Annotated in this window: 15 protein-coding genes and 2 tRNA genes; 6 read left to right on the top strand and 11 right to left on the bottom strand. The window is 69.0% G+C overall.

The window, feature by feature from the left end; all coding sequences use genetic code 11:
• The first annotated feature begins 68 nt into the window (after nucleotides 1-68).
• From ACFLIM_RS25895 to ACFLIM_RS25875, 5 genes are all read left to right on the top strand, one after another.
• Nucleotides 69-2,225, top strand: coding sequence for a ribonucleoside-diphosphate reductase subunit alpha (locus ACFLIM_RS25895; protein WP_393169658.1), 2,157 nt, complete (start codon nucleotides 69-71; stop codon nucleotides 2,223-2,225).
• Nucleotides 2,226-2,237: 12 nt separating this feature from the next.
• The gene (locus ACFLIM_RS25890; RefSeq protein ID WP_393169656.1) at nucleotides 2,238-3,233 is read left to right on the top strand and encodes a ribonucleotide-diphosphate reductase subunit beta; all 996 of its coding nucleotides are present in this window, start codon (nucleotides 2,238-2,240) and stop codon (nucleotides 3,231-3,233) included.
• A 17-nt stretch (nucleotides 3,234-3,250) separates the two neighbouring features.
• Nucleotides 3,251-4,297 (top strand): mechanosensitive ion channel family protein, encoded by a 1,047-nt coding sequence (locus ACFLIM_RS25885; protein ID WP_393169654.1) that lies wholly within the window; start codon nucleotides 3,251-3,253, stop codon nucleotides 4,295-4,297.
• A gap of 175 nt (nucleotides 4,298-4,472) precedes the next feature.
• Nucleotides 4,473-4,549, top strand: a tRNA-Pro gene (locus ACFLIM_RS25880).
• Nucleotides 4,550-4,666: 117 nt separating this feature from the next.
• Nucleotides 4,667-4,740 (top strand) — tRNA-Leu (locus ACFLIM_RS25875).
• Between the two features lie 315 nt (nucleotides 4,741-5,055).
• Here the strand turns inward: ACFLIM_RS25875 and ACFLIM_RS25870 are convergent.
• The 5 genes from ACFLIM_RS25870 to ACFLIM_RS25850 form a co-directional block, all read right to left on the bottom strand.
• Nucleotides 5,056-5,949 carry a metal ABC transporter permease gene (locus ACFLIM_RS25870; protein ID WP_393169652.1) on the bottom strand — a complete coding sequence of 298 codons (894 nt, stop codon included), beginning with the start codon at nucleotides 5,947-5,949 and terminating at the stop codon, nucleotides 5,056-5,058.
• Nucleotides 5,946-6,791, bottom strand: coding sequence for a metal ABC transporter ATP-binding protein (locus ACFLIM_RS25865; RefSeq protein ID WP_393169650.1), 846 nt, complete (start codon nucleotides 6,789-6,791; stop codon nucleotides 5,946-5,948). The genes ACFLIM_RS25870 and ACFLIM_RS25865 overlap by 4 nt, the downstream gene beginning before the upstream one ends.
• Nucleotides 6,788-7,585, bottom strand: a complete 798-nt coding sequence (locus ACFLIM_RS25860) for a metal ABC transporter solute-binding protein, Zn/Mn family (protein ID WP_393169648.1) — start codon at nucleotides 7,583-7,585, stop codon at nucleotides 6,788-6,790. Before ACFLIM_RS25860 ends, ACFLIM_RS25865 begins: the two co-directional genes overlap by 4 nt.
• A 267-nt stretch (nucleotides 7,586-7,852) precedes the next feature.
• A complete protein-coding gene (locus ACFLIM_RS25855) occupies nucleotides 7,853-8,344 on the bottom strand; it encodes a TIGR03943 family putative permease subunit (protein ID WP_393169646.1) in 492 nt (163 codons plus the stop codon).
• Complete coding sequence (locus ACFLIM_RS25850; RefSeq protein WP_393169644.1) at nucleotides 8,329-9,405, bottom strand: permease; 1,077 nt, start codon at nucleotides 9,403-9,405, stop codon at nucleotides 8,329-8,331. Before ACFLIM_RS25850 ends, ACFLIM_RS25855 begins: the two co-directional genes overlap by 16 nt.
• Before the next feature lie 164 nt (nucleotides 9,406-9,569).
• Here ACFLIM_RS25850 and ACFLIM_RS25845 point away from each other — a divergent pair, with 164 nt between their 5' ends.
• Entirely contained in the window at nucleotides 9,570-10,712 is a 1,143-nt protein-coding gene (locus tag ACFLIM_RS25845) for a CobW family GTP-binding protein (RefSeq protein ID WP_393169642.1), read from the top strand.
• A 107-nt stretch (nucleotides 10,713-10,819) separates the two neighbouring features.
• On the opposite strand, the gene ACFLIM_RS25840 is transcribed toward ACFLIM_RS25845, so the two are convergent.
• The 6 genes from ACFLIM_RS25840 to ACFLIM_RS25815 form a co-directional block, all read right to left on the bottom strand.
• Nucleotides 10,820-14,002, bottom strand: a complete 3,183-nt coding sequence (locus ACFLIM_RS25840; protein WP_393169640.1) for a S8 family peptidase — start codon at nucleotides 14,000-14,002, stop codon at nucleotides 10,820-10,822.
• Between the two features lie 128 nt (nucleotides 14,003-14,130).
• Nucleotides 14,131-15,138: a WD40 repeat domain-containing protein gene (locus ACFLIM_RS25835; protein WP_393169638.1), complete on the bottom strand. Its 1,008-nt coding sequence runs from the start codon at nucleotides 15,136-15,138 to the stop codon at nucleotides 14,131-14,133.
• Entirely contained in the window at nucleotides 15,135-16,121 is a 987-nt protein-coding gene (locus ACFLIM_RS25830) for a CobW family GTP-binding protein (protein WP_393169636.1), read from the bottom strand. Before ACFLIM_RS25830 ends, ACFLIM_RS25835 begins: the two co-directional genes overlap by 4 nt.
• Before the next feature lie 2 nt (nucleotides 16,122-16,123).
• Nucleotides 16,124-16,984, bottom strand: a complete 861-nt coding sequence (locus ACFLIM_RS25825) for a metal ABC transporter permease (RefSeq protein WP_393169634.1) — start codon at nucleotides 16,982-16,984, stop codon at nucleotides 16,124-16,126.
• Nucleotides 16,981-17,688, bottom strand: a complete 708-nt coding sequence (locus ACFLIM_RS25820) for a metal ABC transporter ATP-binding protein (protein WP_393169632.1) — start codon at nucleotides 17,686-17,688, stop codon at nucleotides 16,981-16,983. The genes ACFLIM_RS25825 and ACFLIM_RS25820 overlap by 4 nt, the downstream gene beginning before the upstream one ends.
• Complete coding sequence (locus tag ACFLIM_RS25815) at nucleotides 17,681-18,610, bottom strand: metal ABC transporter substrate-binding protein (protein WP_393169630.1); 930 nt, start codon at nucleotides 18,608-18,610, stop codon at nucleotides 17,681-17,683. The genes ACFLIM_RS25820 and ACFLIM_RS25815 overlap by 8 nt, the downstream gene beginning before the upstream one ends.
• Nucleotides 18,611-18,627 lie beyond the last annotated feature (17 nt).

Here is an 18,627-nt window from a genome sequence, read left to right as displayed (position 1 = left end):
GAGCCGGTGCGCGCCGCCGTGCTTTCGCGTGCCCTCACGGGGGATTCGCTCGCGAGGAGAGAGAGCACGTGACGCAGATCGTTGAGGTTGACCGCCGCCTGGCCATCGAGGAAGCCGCCGCCCGGGTGATCACCGACCCGGCCAACTCCCGGGTCGCCGCCCGGCTGCTGGCCGAGGAGATCGCCGACGAGGCCGCGGGGCACGGAGTCCGCTCGTTCTCCGAGTCCATCGCCGCCACCCACGCCGCCGGGCTGATCCAGGACGGGCTGGCGGAGTTCGTCGCCGCGCACGCCGCCGAGTTGGACGCGTTGGTCGCCGCGGAGGCGGACGGCAGATTTGAATATTTCGGCTTGCGTACTGTTTATGATCGTTACCTGTTGCGCCATCCCGAGACGCGGGCGGTGCTGGAGCGGCCGCAACACTTCTTCCTGCGCGTGGCCTGCGGGTTGTCGGAGTCGGTCGCCGAGGCCGCCGAGCTCTACGCGCTGATGTCCACGCTGTCCTACCTGCCCAGCTCGCCCACGTTGTTCAACGCGGGCGCGCGCCGGCCGCAGCTCTCGTCGTGCTTCCTGCTCGACTCGCCGCGCGACGAGCTGGAGTCGATCTACGACAGGTACGGGCAGGTGGCGCGGTTGTCCAAGTACGCGGGCGGCATCGGCATCGCCTGGACCCGGGTGCGCTCGCGGGGATCCCTGATCAGGGGCACGAACGGCCACTCCAACGGCATCGTGCCCTGGCTGCGTACGCTCGACTCCTCGGTGGCGGCGGTCAACCAGGGCGGGCGGCGCAAGGGCGCGGCCTGCGTCTACCTGGAGACCTGGCACGCCGACGTCGAGGAGTTCCTGGAGCTGCGCGACAACACCGGCGAAGACGCCCGCCGCACCCACAACCTGAACCTGGCGAACTGGGTGCCGGACGAGTTCATGCGCCGGGTGGAGGCGGACGAGCTCTGGTCGCTGTTCGACCCGAAGGAGGTGCCCGACCTCACGGACCTGTACGGGGACGCGTTCACGGCCGCGTACCGGGCTTATGAGGCTTCGGGGCGATTTAGCCGCCAAATTCCCGCCAGGACCTTGTACGGCCGGATGATGCGCACGCTGGCGCAGACCGGGAACGGCTGGATGACGTTCAAGGACGCCGCCAACCGCGCCTCCAACCAGACCGCCCGCCCCGAGAACGTCATCCACCTGTCGAACCTCTGCACCGAGATCCTCGAGGTCACCAGCGACGGGGAGACCGCGGTCTGCAACCTCGGCTCGATCAACCTGGCGGCGCACCTCACGGGCGCCGACGTCGACTGGGAGCGGCTGCGCGGCACCGTCCGTACCGCCGTGCGCTTCCTGGACCGGACCATCGACCTCGGCTTCTACCCGACGCCCGAGGCCGAGGCGGCCAACAAGCGCTGGCGGCCGATCGGGCTGGGCGTGATGGGCCTGGCCGACGTGTTCTTCACGCTGCGACTGCCGTTCGACTCGCCGCGGGCGCTGGAGTTGTCCACGCGCATCGCCGAGGAGATCGCCCTGGTCGCCTACGACACCTCGGCCGACCTGGCCGCCGAGCGCGGCCGGCACCCGTCGTACGCCGACACGCGGGCGGCCGGGGGAGTGCTGCACCCGGACCACTACGTCGCGACGTCGCCGCGCTGGGACGCCGTCCGGGACAAGATCGCCGCGACCGGCCTGCGGAACTCGCTCATGATCGCCATCGCCCCGACCGCCACGATCGCCTCCATCGCCGGCTGCTACGAGTGCATCGAGCCGCAGGTGTCCAACGTGTTCAAGCGCGAGACGTTGTCGGGCGAGTTCCTGCAGGTCAACCGCTATCTGGTGGCCGACCTGCAGGCGCGCGGGCTGTGGACGCAGCGGATGCGGGACGACATCAAGCGCGCCGACGGCTCGATCCAGTCGATCCCCGGCATCCCGGACGACCTCAAGGTGCTCTACCGCACAGCCTGGGAGTTGCCGCAGAAGGCGCTGATCGACCTGGCCGCCGCCCGCCAGCCGTACATCGACCAGTCGCAGTCCCTGAACCTCTTCATGGCCGCCCCCACCATCGGCAAGCTCTCGTCGATGTACGCGTACGCGTGGAAGCAGGGCCTGAAGACCACCTACTACCTGCGCTCCCGCCCGGCCACCAGGATCGCCCAGACCACCGTCGCGGCTCCGGTCGAGGCGGCGGTGGCCTGCTCGCTGGAGAACCCGGAGATCTGCGAAGCCTGCCAGTAAGGAAACGTTCTGATGTTGCTCGACCCCGGCATGGACCTCACCCTGCGCCCCATGCGCTATCCGGACTTCTACGACCGCTACCGCGCCGCCATCCGCAACACGTGGACGGTCGAGGAGGTGGACCTGCACAACGACCTCGCCGACCTGGCCAGGATGACGCCCCAGGAACGGCACCTGATCAACCGCCTGGTCGCCTTCTTCGCCACCGGCGACTCCATCGTGGCCAACAACCTGGTGCTCAACCTCTACCAGCACGTCAACGCCCCCGAGGCGCGCCTCTACCTGAGCAGGCAACTGTTCGAGGAGGCGGTGCACGTGCAGTTCTATTTGACATTGCTGGACACGTACCTCCCCGATCCCGACGAGCGGGTCAAGGCGTTCGCCGCGATCGAGCACATCCCCTCGATCCGCGACAAGGCGGAGTTCTGCTTCCGGTGGATCGACTCGATCGGGAGCCTGCGCCGGCTGGAGACGGCCGGCCAGCGCCGCCAGTTCCTGCTGAACGTGATCTGCTTCGCCGCCTGCATCGAGGGCCTGTTCTTCTACGGGGCCTTCGCGTACGTGTACTGGTTCCGCTCCCGCGGCCTGCTCGGCGGCCTGGCCACCGGGACGAACTGGGTGTTCCGCGACGAGTCCATGCACATGGAGTTCGCGTTCAGCGTGGTGGACACGGTCAGGGCCGAGGAGCCCACGCTGTTCGACGACGAACTGGGCAAGCAAGTCACCCGCATGCTGGAGGAGGCCGTGGCCGCCGAGCTGGCCTTCGCCGCGGACCTGTGCGGCGACGGCATGCCGGGCATGGGGGTCGCGCAGATGCGCCAGTACCTGGAGTACGTCGCCGACCAGCGGCTGGCCAGGCTGGGCCTGCCCAGCAGGTACGGCTCGGCGAACCCATTCGCGTTCATGGAGTTGCAGGATGTGCAGGAGCTGGCCAATTTCTTCGAACGTCGGGTTTCGGCTTACCAAGTGGCAGTTGAGGGCAATGTGACCTTTGACGAGTCTTTCTAGACATTGGGGGCAAAAGCGTGCAGTCTCCGGCGGGCTGGCTGATTCTCGCGGTCTCGATGATCGGCTCGATCCTCCTGGTTGAGCTGGCTCGGCGGGTGCTGAACAGGGTCGGGCGCAGATTCGCGCTCGCCCGGCACCTGGTGGAGCACTGCACGTGGCCCGCGTTCACGGTGGCCGCCGTGGTGGCGTTCAACCTGGTGTTCGGGCCGGGGAGTTTCGGCGACTCGCCGGCCGAGCGCGGCATGGCGGCCACGGTCGAGCGGGTGCTCGGCCTGGTGACGATCGGCACGGTCACGTGGTTGATCATCCAGGCCACGTTCGCGCTGACGGACGTCGTACTCGATCGGCTGGTGCTGATCGAGGGCGATCGCAACCGCCGGGCGCGGCGGATCATGACACAGATCGCGCTGGTCCGCCGCATCGCCGCCGCGGTCATCATCGTGATCGCGCTCGGCGCCATGCTCTTCTCCTTCGAGCAGGTACGGGCGCTCGGGGCGGGGCTGCTCGCCTCGGCGGGCATCGCGGGCGCCGTCGTCGGCATCGCCGCCCAGCCGACCATCGGCAACGCGCTCGCCGGGCTCCAACTCGCCTTCAGCGACGCGCTCCGCCTCGACGACGTGGTCGTGGTCGAGAAGGAATGGGGCCGGATCGAGGAGCTGACCCTCACCTATGTGGTGCTCCGGCTGTGGGACGAACGCCGCCTCGTCCTGCCGGTTTCCTATTTCACCCAGAACCCGTTCGAGAACTGGACCCGGCACGGCAGCCGGGTGCTCGCCGTCGTCTTCCTGCGCGTGGACTGGACGGTGCCGGTGCAGAAACTACGCGAGGCACTGTACGAGTTCCTGCAGGGCAACCCCTTGTGGGACCAGAAGGACTGGACGCTGCAGGTCACCGACGTGCTGCCGAACGGGCTGGTCGAACTGCGCGCCCTGATGAGCGCCGCAGACTCGCCGTCCTCCTGGGACCTCAAGTGCGACGTACGCGAGTTCCTGGTGAACTACGTCAGGGACAACTTCCCGGACGCCCTGCCCCGCTTCCGCGTCGAGACCCCGGATGTTAAATAGGTGGCAGGCGTGCTGATCACGGGTTTACCGTAGAGATTGTCCAGCGACGAAGAGAAAGGCGGCGAAGTGAGTCTCCCCCGACTGCTCCCCGAGCCGCTGCTTTCCGGATAATCCCGTACGGGATTTCGCGGAAAGCCGTCTCGGACATATCCGAGGCGGCTTGTTTCATTCATGACCGAGTGTGGGGCAGTTTGGTTCAGCCCGCCTGCCTTGGGAGCAGGAGCACCGCAGGTTCGAATCCTGCCACTCGGACGACGGCCCTGAAAGAAAAGGGCCGCGGGCCACGGCCTGGCCGACGGGAATGGCGCCCCCCGGCCGGACCAGGCCCTCGCCCCGGGCACGGCCCACGCCAGCCAGGCCCGGGGCCCAGCCGCTCTGGCCCAACCGGCAGAGGCGCCGTCTTCAGGAGGCGGAGGTTCAGGGTTCGAATCCCTGGAGCGGCACACAGAATAGGGTGAACTTTCGGTGCACCCTCTGCGAGGGACCCAGAACTAGGAACGCATCAATGTACCTTCTGAGCAGGGCGGTCTCCCGGCTCAGAGATCAGCGTCAAGTCGGCAGGCGAAGATCGAGGCCGTCCGTCGCCTTCCGCCGCGGCGGTCAGGGGCCGCAGCGCGCTCAACGGGCGGGCGGTGATCGTGGTGACTGCTACTACCGATTCCGCCGGTCTTGCAAGATCGCGACCAGGTTCGGGGGGACATCCGACGGATGGCAATCCGGCACTTTTCATGATCGAAGTACGACGTCTCCGGTGCTCTTCACGCCGTCGCCGCCGACCTCTCACTCCAGCCGCCGCGGGTGCGCAGGGCGCCGATGGCGCGGCAGGCCAGGTAGAAGGTGAAGGAGATGGTGGTGACGTAGGGGCTGATCGGGATGCTGCTGCCCAGGGCCAGCAGGATGCCGCCGACCATGGACGTGACCGCGAAGGCGACGCTGAGCAGCGGCACCAGACGGGGTGAGGCGGTGACGCGCATGGCGGCTGCGGCCGGGGTGACGACCAACGCGAGCACCAGCAGCGCCCCGACGACCTGGATGGCGACGGAGACGGCGAGTGCCAGGATGACCGTGAAGATCGGCGAGAGTGCGCGTACCGGAACGCCGCGTGCGGCGGCGACGTCGGGGTCGGTGCTGGCGAAGGTGAGGGGACGCCACACGATGGCGAGCGCGACCAGCGCGACGGCGCTGGTGCCGATCAGCCAGGTCATCTGCGGCGTGTCCACGGCGACGATCTGCCCGGTGAGCAGGCCGAACTTGTTGGCCGCGCGGCCCTTGTACAGCGCCAGGAACAGCACGCCCAGCCCCAGGCCGAACGGCATCAGGACGCCGATGGCCGAGTTGCGGTCGGCGGCTCGCACACCTAGGGCGCCGATGACCAGGGCCGCGAGGATCGACCCGGCCAGCGACCCGGCGGCGACGCTGACCCCGGCCAGCAACGCGGCTGAGGCGCCGGCGAATGACAGCTCGGCGATGCCGTGCACGGCGAAGGCCAGGTCCCGCATCATCACCACGACGCTGATGAGACCACCCACCACGCCCAGCACGGCTCCGGCGATGAGCGAGTTGGTGACCAGTGCCAGCAGTTCGCCGTAGTTGTCGTAGTTGAAGATCTGGCTCCAGATCCCGGGGTCGTCGGCGACCAGGTGGACGATCACGGCGTCTCACCGCCGTGGTCATCGGAGCCGGGGGCGCCGACCACCACGAATCTGCCCTGCGCCCGGATCACCTCAACCGGGCTGCCGTACAGCTCCGACAGTACGGCCGAGGTCATGACCTCCTCGGGTGGTCCGATCCGGAAGCGTCCTTCGGCCAGGTAGAGCACCCGGTCGACGTACTGCAGGATCGGATTGATCTCGTGGGTGACGAACACCACCGCGGTGCCGTGTTCCCGTCGCCGCCGGTCCACCAGGGCGGCGACGGCCCGTTGGTGGTTGAGGTCCAGCGAAAGCAGCGGTTCGTCGCACAGCAGCAGGATCGGGTCGGTGGCCAGGGCCTGGGCGACGCGCACGCGTTGCTGCTCGCCGCCCGACAGTAGTCCCAGCGGCAGGTCGGCGTATGCCGCCGCGCCCACGGCGGCCAGCAATTCCTCCACGCGCCGGCGGACGCGCCCGCCTGCGAGTGGCAGGCCCCAGCGGTGCCCGTCGATGCCCAGCCGTACGAGGTCACGCGCCCGCAGCGGGGTGTGCGCGGCCACTGACCGGTGCTGGGGGATGTACCCGATCAGGTCGCTTCCCCTGCGCGGCGGCCGGCCGTCGATCAGCAATGTGCCCGCCGACAGTGGCTGCTGTCCGAGCAGGACGCGGAGCAGGCTGGTCTTGCCTGAGCCGTTCGGGCCGAGCACCGCGACGAACTCCCCGCCCCGCAGATCGAGATCGAGGTCGCGCCACAGGACGCGACGGCCGTATGCCAGCGTCGCGTCTCTGAGGCTGAGGACGGTTTTGCCGGAGACGTCGTCGTGTCCGGGTTCGACGTCGGTCACGGCGGTGTACTCGGTCACCGGCCCAGAGCCTGGGTGAGGGCGTCGAGGTTGCCGGTCATCCAGCCGATGTAGTCCTTGCCGGCGGGCAGGGTCTCGGTGACCGGTACGACCGGAATGCCGTTGTCGGCGGCGGCCTGCTGGACCTTCTCGGTCTGCGGCCCCGCGGTCTGCTCGTTGTAGACCAGCGCCTGGACCTTCTTGCCGCTGAACAGGGCGAGCGTCTCGGCCAGGACCTTGGGGGAGACGTCGTCGCCCTCCTCGATCGCCTCGGCGAACTCCTCGGGCGTGGCGTTGACCAGCCCGCAGGCCTCCAGCAGGTAGCCCGGGACCGGTTCGGTGATCGCCACGGCCGTGCCCTTGGCTGTCTCGGCGGTGCTCGCCTCCCGGTCCTGGAGGGTCTTGAGCTTCTGCTTGAAGGCGTCGGCGTTGGTGGTGAAGGTGGCCGCGTTCGCGGCGTCGGCCTTGCCCAGCGCGGTGGAGATCTGGTCGGCCAGTTTGGCCATCGAGGGGAAGTCGTACCACATGTGCTCGTTCAGTTCGCCGCTGGCCGGGGCGGTCCTGCCGGAGATGGTGACGGCATTGAGGAGCTGGGCCGAGGGGTTGTTCGCGGCCTTGAGCATGGTGTCGATGAAGTCGTCGTAGCCGCCGCCGTTCTCGATGACCACCTTGGCCTTGGACAGCGCGAGCTGGTTTTGCGTGTTGGCCTCGTAGGAGTGCGGGTCCTGCTCGGGGTCGGTGATGATCGAGGTCACCTGGACCTTGTCGCCGCCGATCTGCTGGGCGATGTCGCCGTACACATTGGTCGAGGCCACCACCGTGACCGGCGCGGCCGATGCCGGGGCGGCGGTGCCGCTGACGGCGGTTGGGGTCGAAGGGGAAGATGAAGATCCACAAGCCGCCAGGGCCACAGAAGCAGCCAGGCCGGCTAGGAACAACATTGAAGGACGGCGCAGGGGAGGGCGCATACCGACCACCTAGAATGATAACGATTTTCAAGGTAATGTAGCACTGTTCCCGGAAGCTGCGCCCGAATCCTGATATTTCACCGACATCGTGTGACCGTGTTGGCTGCTGTTCAGCTACTCGTACGGCTCGGCTGGCCGAGCGATCGGATCGACGTCAGAAGCGGCCATCTCCGGCGGCGTATACGTGTGCGCTCGCTGTCCCTTCCGCGGGATCCAGGTGCCGGTGACTCGCACCCAGGTATCCGTCTTGGGGGCGGAGACTCCTTTCACTGCGACCTTCATCGTCAGGGCATCGGCAGCACAACAGCCGATCCGCATACGCGTGAGGTACCACTCGTTCCTCCGAGCGGAGGGCACCACGAAACCGGTCAGGCGGACGGTCTTGCCCACCAGCGATCCGCTGGGGTCCTCCCAGGCCAGAGTGGCGAATTCGCCCATGCTCAGCTCATTGACGCGACCGCTCTTCAGCGGAGTGGTGTACGCGTCGACGACGGTCGGCGGAGGCAGGTGAGGGGCCTGCTCTTCTTGCCGGACGGCGAACGAGCCGAGGGCCGGCGGGGCGACCAGGAAGATCACGAAGACCGGGACCGTCAGCAACCACGCCACCCGGCTCCTTTCCCCGTGTTCGTGGCCGGGGGAGTGGGCTTGCACGGTGGCGAAGGGTTCGCGTCCGAGTAGCCGCCGATCGCCAGGGTCAGCGTGAGCGGCACGAAGCGCCAGGTGAAGGCGCGCCCGAAGGTGCCCGCTTGGAGCGCGATGAGCTTCAGGTCCACCATCGGACCGACCACCAGGAACGCCAGCTTGGCCGTCGGGGAGAACGCCGTGAGCGAGGCGGCCACGAACGCGTCGGCCTCCGAGCAGATCGACAGCAGCACCGCCAACAGGGCCAGCACCAGCACGGACACCACCGGTACCCCCGCCGCCGTGGTGAGCCACGTACGGGGGATCACCACGTTCAGGGTCGCCGCGGCCAGGGCGCCGACCACCAGGAATCCGCCGGCGTGCATCAGGTCGTGGCGCATAGCGTCCAGAAAGGCGTTCACCTTGCTCTGGCCGGCCTCGGCCGTACGGCGAGGTGCCGGCAGCCACTCGCCGCGCCCGAACCGCGCCCAGATCCAGCCGGCCAGCACCGCCACCGCCAGCGAGGCGGCGAACCGCGCGACCACCATCGACGGGTCGTTGGGGAAGGCCACCGCGGTGGCCACCAGTACCACCGGGTTGATCGCCGGCGAGGCCAGCAGGAACGCCAGCGCCGCTGGCGGCGCCACGCCCCGGGCCATCAGCCCCGAGGCCACCGGCACGGATGCGCACTCGCACCCGGGCAACACCGCCCCGGCCACCCCGGCGATGGGCACCGCCGCAAAGGTACGCCGGGGCAGCGCCCTGGTCCAGAACGACGCGGGCACGAACGCCGTGATGGCCGCCGACAGCGCCACCCCGAACACCAGGAACGGCAGCGCCTGCACGCACACCGCCACGAACACGGTCGCCCACGTCTGCAGCGCCGGAGCCGTCAGGTAGGGCGCCAGCACGAACCGGCCCACCACCAGCAAGGCCACCAGAACGATGAACGCCCACGGCAGCCGGATCCCATGGGAGTCGGTGGTGGCATGCGGCGGGAAGCGGTTCTCCTGGCCCGGCAGATCTGTCGTGCTCGGCTGCGTCATCGCCCTCCCCGCCTGGTGCGAGCTCGTGCTGGTACGCGGCAGCAGAGTAGCGGTTCATCTCGCAGGGGTAGGCGCACTTTGGCTTGATTTCGTCGCTGCTGGATGGTTCGGTATGCAATGCTAGCGATAACCATTTTCACTCTGCGAGATTGAGGGGAGGTCGCGTGCCCACTCCCGTCGTCCTGGTCGCGGGCCTGCACGCTGACGCCCGAACGGCTGCCGTGGATCGGCTGCTCGCCGAGCATCCCGGATCCGTTGCGATCCGGCACGACCTGCGGACGGCCGCCCGGGGCCACGTCCGGCGCATCGTCCGCGACGCGTCGGGAGTGCTTGACGGCGCCGACGTCTGGCTCGCGCACGGTTGCGTTCCCTGTGCCGTTCGCGAGGATCTGTTCCTCCAGCTCGTACGGCTGGCGCCCACCGCCACGCTGCTGGTGGTAGACCTGTGGGACTCGGCAGAACCCCGCGCTGTCGCCGAGACGATCGATGCCGACAAGGGCCAAAGCTCCCTGTGCCTCACCGCTGTGATCACCGCGCTGGACGCCTGGCACATGCCGATCGACATCACCCGCGGCGATCGACTGCCCCGGTCAGGTCTGCCTGGGGCGGGCGATGAGCGTCATGTGGCGGAGGTCCTGGTGCGGCAGATCGAGTACGCCACGGCCCTCGTCCTGGTGGGCGGCGACGCGGAGGACGCGGAGCTGTCGGCGGCGGTGCTCGGCCACCTGGCCCCCTGCACGCCGGTCCACCTGATGAGCGACGGCCTGCCACAGGTGAGCGGCCCGGCGTTGTGCACACGGGAGTTGGCCGAGCGCATCGATCCCGCCACGGCGCTGCTGCCGTGTGAGTCCCGCACCGGAGAGGTCACCACGGTCGTCTGGCACCGGCTGCGTCCCTTGCACCCGCTGCGCCTGTTCCACGCGACCGAACGGCTGGCGGCCTGGTCGGTGCGCAGCCGGGGCCGGTTCTGGCTGGCCAGCCGTCATGACCGGCTGCTCGGGTGGGACGCGGTGGCCGGCGAGGTCTCCGTACGAGACGTGGGAACCTGGCTGGCCGCGCTGCCGGAGACGGCCTGGGACACGCACTCACCGGCCCGCCGGGCGGCAGCGGCCCTCGACTGGAACCCGATCGTCGGCGACCGCGTTCAGCACCTGATCTTCATCGGTCCCGATCTCGACCGCGAGCGCATCCACACGCTGCTCGACTCGTGCCTGCTCACCCGGGAGGAGGCCCTGGCCGGTTCGGACGTGTGGAGCGGGTACGACGATCCGTTCGCCCTCGTACTCGATGGGGGGCAAGTCGCATGAACGAGCTGACACCGGAGGAGATGGCGGCGGTCTTCGACGCGACCGCCGCCTGATTCATGTCGCTGTACGGTCAGGGTGAGCCTGTGCGCGATCCTGGTGAAGTGCGCCTACGGCTGTTTACCCATGTCATAGGCGCGGATGATGGTCTGTTCTACGGTGTTGCCGCGATCGTCTTCCGCCATGGCCCGCAGGGAGATGGCGCCCGGGTTGGCCGGATGCCGCGGGGGGATGATGTGTCCGCCGTGGATGGGGGCATTGGCCCAGGTCTTTCCGTCGTCGAAGGACATCTCGGCTCTGAGTTCGTGCAGTCGGCCGTATCCGTCGTCGGGTAGGTGCCGTACCGAGATCTGGATGGCTGCGCTGCCGGTGGCGGTGTCAGGCGGGGGCGAGAATTGGATGACCGGTAGTGGGAGCCGCATTTCGTCCGCGTTGGTGGGCCGGCTTGATGTGAAGGTCCACGCGGCGCTGACCTTGGTGCTCGTGCTTGTCGCGTCGGGCCGGGTGCCTTCGGTGGTCAGGCGGTAGGTGCCCTTCTCGGTCGGCACCGTGAAGGTGCCCGCTCCGGGGGTGGGGAGTTCTCCCACGGTCTTGCCGTCCCGGGTGAGGGTGGTCGTGCCGGCCGGTGTGGGCCAGGTCTCGGCGATGTTGCCCGCGCCGTCGCCGAACAGCGAGGCGTTGAGTGTGATCGTGTCGCCCTTTCGAGTGAGCCCGTAGGTGGTGACGTCGCGGTTCAGGCCGTAACCGGCCGGCTCGGCGATGGCGGGGCCGTATATGCCGGAGTTGAGGCGCTCGTGGTAGTCGCGGCCGGGCCGGTAGGTCCGGGGCTCGGTGTTGACCAGCGCCTGGTAGCCCCCTTCGGGGTTCAGCTCCGTGATGCCCCACTGCCAGCGGACGTCGTCGGTGTTCACGTATTCGGTGACGGAGTACGGCAGGGGCCGTTCCTGTCCCGTGGCGGTGATCCCCCAGTAGCCGTTCGGCGAGTAGGCCCAGACCGCGGGAGACCCGGTCGTACCGGGCTGGCGTGCCCCGTAGTCCACCTGCACCCGGGCGAGCTCGTGTTTGCTGACTCGGCGGGTGAGGCCGGTGAAGAAGGTGCCCGTCCGGCTCCAGGCCAGGTGGTAGCGGGAGTGCCGTCCCTTGTTATCGGTCCTGCTCCACGCGGCGTTGATCTGAGCGTCGAGGCTGCCCGTGGAGACCTTCGGGCCGAGGTGGCCGACGTAGACGCCGGACAGGTCGTCGGTCCAGCCTGCCGACTTGATCGTGCCTTTGCCCGCGACGCGCTCGTAGTTGATGATCGTGCCGTCGAAGGTGGCGTCGGCGTCGGGTGGGGTGATCTGCACCTGCTCGGCCTGGCGCGCGTCCAGAGCGATCGTCATCTCACCGTCGAGCGACAACTCCGGATACAGCAGTTTTGTCGCGTCCCTCCCTCCGGTGGAGCGGGGGGTGTCGATGTCGGTGGCGATGAAGTACCGCCCCGCGGGCAGCCGCAAGGTGGCGACCCCGTCTTCCGGCCGGGCAAAGCGCCACTCGCCGTCGTCGAGGCCGTCGACGATGGTGTTCGCCTGGCTCGGCGCGTTCCCGGCCCGGTCGGAGTACTTCAAGGTCAGTTCGTAGGTCGCCGCCTCGCGGGTGACCATCAGCGTCGTACGTACCGAGCTCTCCGAAGAGGTGGCGATCAGTGTTCCCGAGAAGATCCCGTCGGCGGAGCCTGCCCGTGGATCCGCGGTGACGGAGACCGCCGCCTCGCCCCCGGCGGGCACGGTCACGGCGTTGGGCTCGACCTTCAGCATCCCGGCGGGCGCGACGTCTCCGCTCTGCGCTCGAATGTCGGCAGCGAGGTTCAGCGTGACCTCGCTCGCGCCGTTGTTGCGGTAGGTGACGGTCTTGGTGACCGGCTGGTCGTCGTCGTGCGGCCACGCATGGATGCCGAAGTCGAGGGTGGTGGGCTGGGCGACGACGTCCAGGGTCGTCGCGGCGGCCACGTCGACCCGCCCCGCCCCCTGCTGGAACGGCGTCACAGCGGCGTTGGGCTTGGCCGAGCCGGCCAGGAGCGCCTTCAGCCGGTCTCCTGGCCAGTCGGGATGCTGCTGGGCCAGGATCGCCGCCGCGCCTGCCACGTGCGGGGTGGCCATCGAGGTGCCGTTGAGCGCCACGTAGCCGTCTCCGGCGGGTGTGCCGATGGTGCCTTCCGCGGCCTTGGCCGCGACGATGCCGACGCCGGGGGCGGTGAGGTCGGGTTTGACGGCGTTGTCCTGGACGCGCGGCCCGCTGCTGGAGAAGGGGGCGATGGTGTCGTCGCGGTCGACCGCGCCGACGGTGAGCGCGGCGTCCGCTGAACCGGGGGAGTTGATCGTCCCGGCGCCCGCGGTGTTCCCGGCCGCGACGACGAACAGCGTGCCGTGCTGCGCGGAGAGGGTGTTGACGGCCTCTTCCAGCGGGTCGATCTCGGCGGAGTCCGGTGCGCCCAGGCTCAGGTTGACCACCTTGGCACCTTGGTCCACCGCCCACGACATGCCGTTGATGATCCACGACTCCAGGCCGCTGCCCTCGTCGTTGAGGACCTTGCCGTCAAGGATGCGAGCGCCGGGGGCGACGCCGACGTATTTCCCGCCCGATTTCGCGCCGCTGCCGCTGACGATGGAGGCCACGTGGGTGCCGTGACCGACCCGGTCGACGTTGTCAGGGGAGTCGGTGAAGTTACGTTCGCCGACCTCCCTGTCGGCCAGGTCGGCGTGGGTCTGGTCGACGCCGGTGTCCAGCACGGCGACCTTGACCCCCGCTCCGGTATATCCGGCCGCCCACCCCGCCGGCGCGCCGATCTGCTTCACGCTCTGGTCCAGGACGGCCTTGGCCTTGCCGTCCAGCCATACCTTGTGGATGCCGCCGGCGAACGCCCGCGTGGTGGTGGCGCCCTGGGTCATGGTCGCCCACAGCGCCGAGACCTCGTCCTTCTTGCGGGCCTGTACGGCTTCGCCGCCGATCGCGGGCAACGGGCGGGCGGCCTTGACCGTCGGCCTGGCAGCACGCGTACCGGCACCGGTGTACGTGATGATGAGTGGGAGATCGTCTCGGTGGGCGTCGTCGTAGCCGAAGCCGAGCAGGGCGGTGATGTCGAACAGCCGCTCATCCAGCTTGCCGGACGCGACGAGTGGCGCGGCGTCCGACGGCAACACGCGGACGTGACCATTGGTGCGTAAGGTCCAGAAGGTCACGTCCCGTCTGCCCTGACCGGGCTCCACGGAACTGACCTCGCCTCGGGAGTCGACCAGGACCTGGTCACCCGTGATCAAGGTGACCGATCGTTGTCCTGGTGCCGGACCCTGTGCCCGAGCCGGTTCGGCGCGCGCAGGGGCCGCTGTGATCGCCATAGCGAGCGTGAGAGTGACAGCAGCCCCGCCTCTGAAAATGCGCAGAAGTTTCATGCGACATCGACCGGCAGGGAGGAGATCTGACCGTCACGGGTGGCGATGACGACGTGCCGCGGATCCGGCCAGGCCAGAGCGCTGACTTCGGAGCCGAGAGCCCATTCCCGCAACGGAGACATGGTGCGGCTCGGGCGTCCTGTCGCCGGACGCCACAAGAAGACGTTGCCTTCCCTGCCCGCGGTGGCGAGGACGCCGGATCCGCCGGGCCGCCAGGCGAGGGCGGTGACGCCGTCGTGGCCGGGCAGCATCCTCGGGGTGGTGCCCGCGGGGCCCTTGCCGGCGAAGTCCCAGACGGTGACCTCGGGAGCGCCGTCGGCGGCGAGCCAGCGCCCGGTGGAATCGAAGGTGAGGTGGGAGACCTTCTGTGGATAGCCCGACATGGTGAGTTCGGCGCCGTCGCGGGCGCGCCAGATGTGGATGCTGGAGTCCTGGTTGCCGGTGCAGATCCAGCGTCCGTTGGGCGTGACGGCGATGGCCAGGTGGGATCCGCCGTAGGGGTAGGTGGCGACCGGCGTGGCCTGGTGACGCTCGTGGCAGTAGACACCGTTGTAGGCGATGATCGCCAGGCGCCTGCCGTCGCGGAGCCAGGCCAGGTCGGTGACGGTGCTGGGGGCGGGGGCCGTACGCCACAGCTCCTGTCCGGAGGCGTCGAGCACGACGGCGGTGCGCCCGTCGGCGATGGCGACTCTTCCGGGGGTGGCCCAGCGGGCACGGGCGGACCATTGGCCGCTCTTGCGCAGGATCGCCTGCCCGCTCTGGACTTGCCAGATGCCGTAGCCGAGGGGGCCCGTCACCGCGAGGTGGGAGGCGTCGGGGGACAGCGCGACGTCCAGCATCCCGCCCGGCAGCAGGTAAGTACCTCGCGGCTGCCCGGTGGCCGCTTCCAGCAGCCACGCCGAGCCGTCGGCACCGCCGATCGCGATCAGGCCGCCCACCGCGTTCAGCGCCACCGGGGCGTTGTCCACGCCGGTATGCCAGACGGAGTGGAGCGCGGTGCTCATGCGGCGGCTCCGGTCAGGCAGGCGGCGAAGCTGCGTTCCAGCTCGTCACGGTCCAGGTTGCGGCCGATGAAGACCAGCCGGTTGATCCGCTCGCCGTCCCAGACCTTGCCGGGGGCGCCGTCGAAGAGCATGTGCACGCCCTGGAACACGTACTGGCGGTCCTCCCCGTCGATGGCGAGGATTCCCTTGGAGCGGAAGATGTCGGTGCCCTTGGTCGACAGCAGGTCTCCGAGCCAGTCGTTGAGCTTGTCGACGACGACCTCGCCGGGCAGTTCGATGCCGACGGAGGTGACGCTCTGATCGTGCTGGTGGTCGGTGTCGGTCAGGAAGGCGGGGTCGTTCTCCAGCACCCGGTTCAGGTCGAACGCCCCGACGTCGAGGACCTGGTCCAGCTCGACCTTGGCCTGCTGGGCGGGGATGATCTCGGCGAGGGCGTTGATCTGCCGCAGCTGATTTCTGACCTCGCCCAGGTCGTGCTCGCTGACCAGGTCGGTCTTGTTGAGCACGATGCGATCGGCGAAGGCGACCTGTTCGATCGCCTCGTTCTCCACGCCGTCGGGTTTGACCTCGACCAGGTGCCGGCGGACGTGCGCGGCGTCGACGAGGGTGACGATGGCGTCCAGCCGGAGCTGGTCCTTGATCTCGTCGTCGACGAAGAACGTCTGCGCGACCGGGGCGGGGTCGGCCAGGCCGGTGGTCTCCACGACGATGCGGTCGAAGCGGTCGCGCTGCTTCATGAGCGCGCCGAGGATGCGGATCAGGTCGCCGCGCACGGTGCAGCAGATGCATCCGTTGTTCATCTCGAAGATCTCTTCTTCGGAATCGAGTACGAGAGCGTCGTCCACGCCGACCTCACCGAACTCGTTCTCGATGACGGCGATCCGCTTGCCGTGTTCCTCGGTGAGGATCCGGTTGAGCAGCGTGGTCTTACCCGAGCCGAGGAAGCCGGTGAGCACAGTCACCGGCACACGGTCGTCAGACATGATTACTGTCCTTTCTTGGAGAACTGGGAATGGGCGGTCCATGACTTCAGCGGCAGGCGATGTACGGCTTGCGCCAGCAGGAAGAAGACGACGAGGGTCAGCACGACCGTGGCGCCGGACGCCAGGCGCCAGCCGTACGTGATGGAGGCCCGGTAGCTGACCTCGAGCCCCGCCCAGGCGGCGACGGCCGCCAGGACGCAGGCGAGCGGGACGATCAAGCGCAGCCGGTCGCTCAGGAGCCGGGCGGTGGCGGCGGGCACGATGAGCAGCGCGATCACCAGCAGAGTGCCGATCGCCCTCGCTCCGGCGACGACGACCAGCGCGACCACCACGTTGAACAGCAGCTCCAGCAGCCGCAACCGGTATCCCTGCGCGCGGGCCGTCACCGGATCGAAGGCGATGAGCACCAGCGGCCGCCAGCAGACGGCGAGAACGCTCAGCACGATCGCGGCGAGCACGGCGGTCTCCGTCAACTGCGTAGCGCTGGTGAACAGCACCCGGCCGAACAAGAACGCGGTCAGGTCGGCAGCATAGGTCTGGCGCTGGGAGACCAGCACCACGCCGAGCGAGAACATCGTGGTCAGCAGCACCGCCAGGCCGGTATCCGCCCGGACGCGCGCCGACACCGCGGTGAAGACGGTCGCGGTGAGTACGGCCGCGGCCAGGGCCCCCGGCAGCACCCCCGGCTCCCCGGCCAGCACGAACCCGGCTGCCACGCCGGGAAACACCGCATGCGCCGTGGTGTCGGCGGCGAACGCCACACCACGCAGCATGACCAGGACGCCGACTGGGCCTGCCAGCAGGGCCAGCAGGAGGAGCACGATCAGCGCCCGCGCCATGAACGGAACGTGCAGGAAGGTCATGGCGTCATCGCCTGGTAGAAGTGCTCGGGTTGCAGCACCTGATCCGGGGTGCCGAGGGCGCGTACGGTCCCGTTGAGCAGGCAGACCAGGTCGCAGGCCCGCCGGGCGAGGGCGAGGTCGTGGGTGGCGAGCATGATCGTCGTGCTGATGGCGCGAAGGCCGGCCAGGGTTTCCAGGATCGTCTCCTGGCTGGCGGAGTCCACGCCGTTGAAGGACTCGTCCAGCAGGAGGAGCCGCGGCTCGGCGGCGATCGCGCGGGCGAGCAGGACGCGCTGCCGCTGCCCCATCGACAGCGTGCCGAACCGGTCCTTCGCCCTGGTGGCGAGGCCGACCCGGTCCAGGGCCGATGCGGCGATCTCCCGGTCGTGCCGGCGAGGGCGCCGCAGCCAGCCGATCGAGCGGTAGCGGCCCATCAGCACGACCTCGCCCGCGGTGGCCGGGAAGGCGGCGTCCAGGGTGTCGGCCTGGGGCACGTAGGCCACCTCGGGGCGGGCCCGCGCCGGGTCGCGGCCGAGCACGCGCATCAGGCCGCCGGTCTCGACCAGTCCGAGTACGGCCTTGATCAGCGTGGACTTGCCGGCGCCGTTGGGGCCGATGAGAGCCAGGGCGCTGCCGTACGGCACGGAGAGGGTCACGTTCGTGAGCACGATCCGCTGGCCATAGGACGCCGACAACCCCTCGCAGGTGAGCGCGGCCTCAGCCACCGAGGGCTCCGACGATCACCTCGGTGTTGTGGCGCATCATGCCGAGGTAGGAGTCGGCGCCTGTTCCCGCGGGGCCGAGCGAGTCGCCGTACAGGGAGTTCTCGCCTCCCACGACCTTGACCCCCGCTTCGGTGGCGAGCGCCTGGGCGGTCTTGGGGGGCAGCGTGGACTCGGAGAAGATCGCCCTCACGCCGGCCTTCTGCACGGCGGCGACCAGATCGGCCAGGTCCTTGCCGGTGACCTCGGCGGACGTGTCGAAGCTCGGGATGATGGCGCCGACGAAGGTCAGGCCGTAGCGGTCGAGGTAGTAGCCGAAGGCGTCGTGGTTCGTGACGATCTTCCGGTTGGCCTCGGGGATTGTGGCGATGCGCTGCTTGATCCAGCCGTCGAGCCGGTCGAACTCGGCCTCGTACGCCTTGCGCCGTTGGGCGTAGGCGGCCGCGTGCGCCGGGTCGGCCTGGGCGAACGCCTTCTCGATGTTGGCCACCATGATTTTGGCGTTTACCGCGCTGTGCCAGATGTGCGGGTCGTGCTGGCCGTGCTCGTGGCCCTCCTGACCTTCGCGCAGCGTGACTCCCTGGCTGGTGTCGGCGACGGGGCCGTTGTAGCCCGCCGAGGCGACGGCCTCGTCCAGCCACGGCTCGAAGCCCACACCGTTCTCGACCACGACCTGAGCGGTGGCCAGGGACTGGAGATCGGCGGGGGAGGGGTCGAAGTGGTGCGGATCCACGTTCGGCTTGAGGAGTTGGGTGACCCTGACGGCGTCGCCCCCCACCTGCCGCGCCATGTCCGCCACCTGGGTGGTCGTCGCCACGACGGCGATCGTGGCCTGTGCCTGCGTGGCTGGCACAGCTGTGCCGCCGCACGCCGCAGAAGCCAGGAGCGCCAAGATCGCGGCGCCCCGGCGCGCTCGCTTGAGCACGTTTTCTCCTCAATTAG

Source organism: Nonomuraea marmarensis (assembly GCF_043197025.1).
In the GTDB taxonomy this organism is placed as follows: domain Bacteria; phylum Actinomycetota; class Actinomycetes; order Streptosporangiales; family Streptosporangiaceae; genus Nonomuraea; species Nonomuraea marmarensis.
The sequence above is the reverse complement of the archived record's forward strand: the minus strand, read 5'-3'. Positions and strand labels throughout refer to the sequence as shown.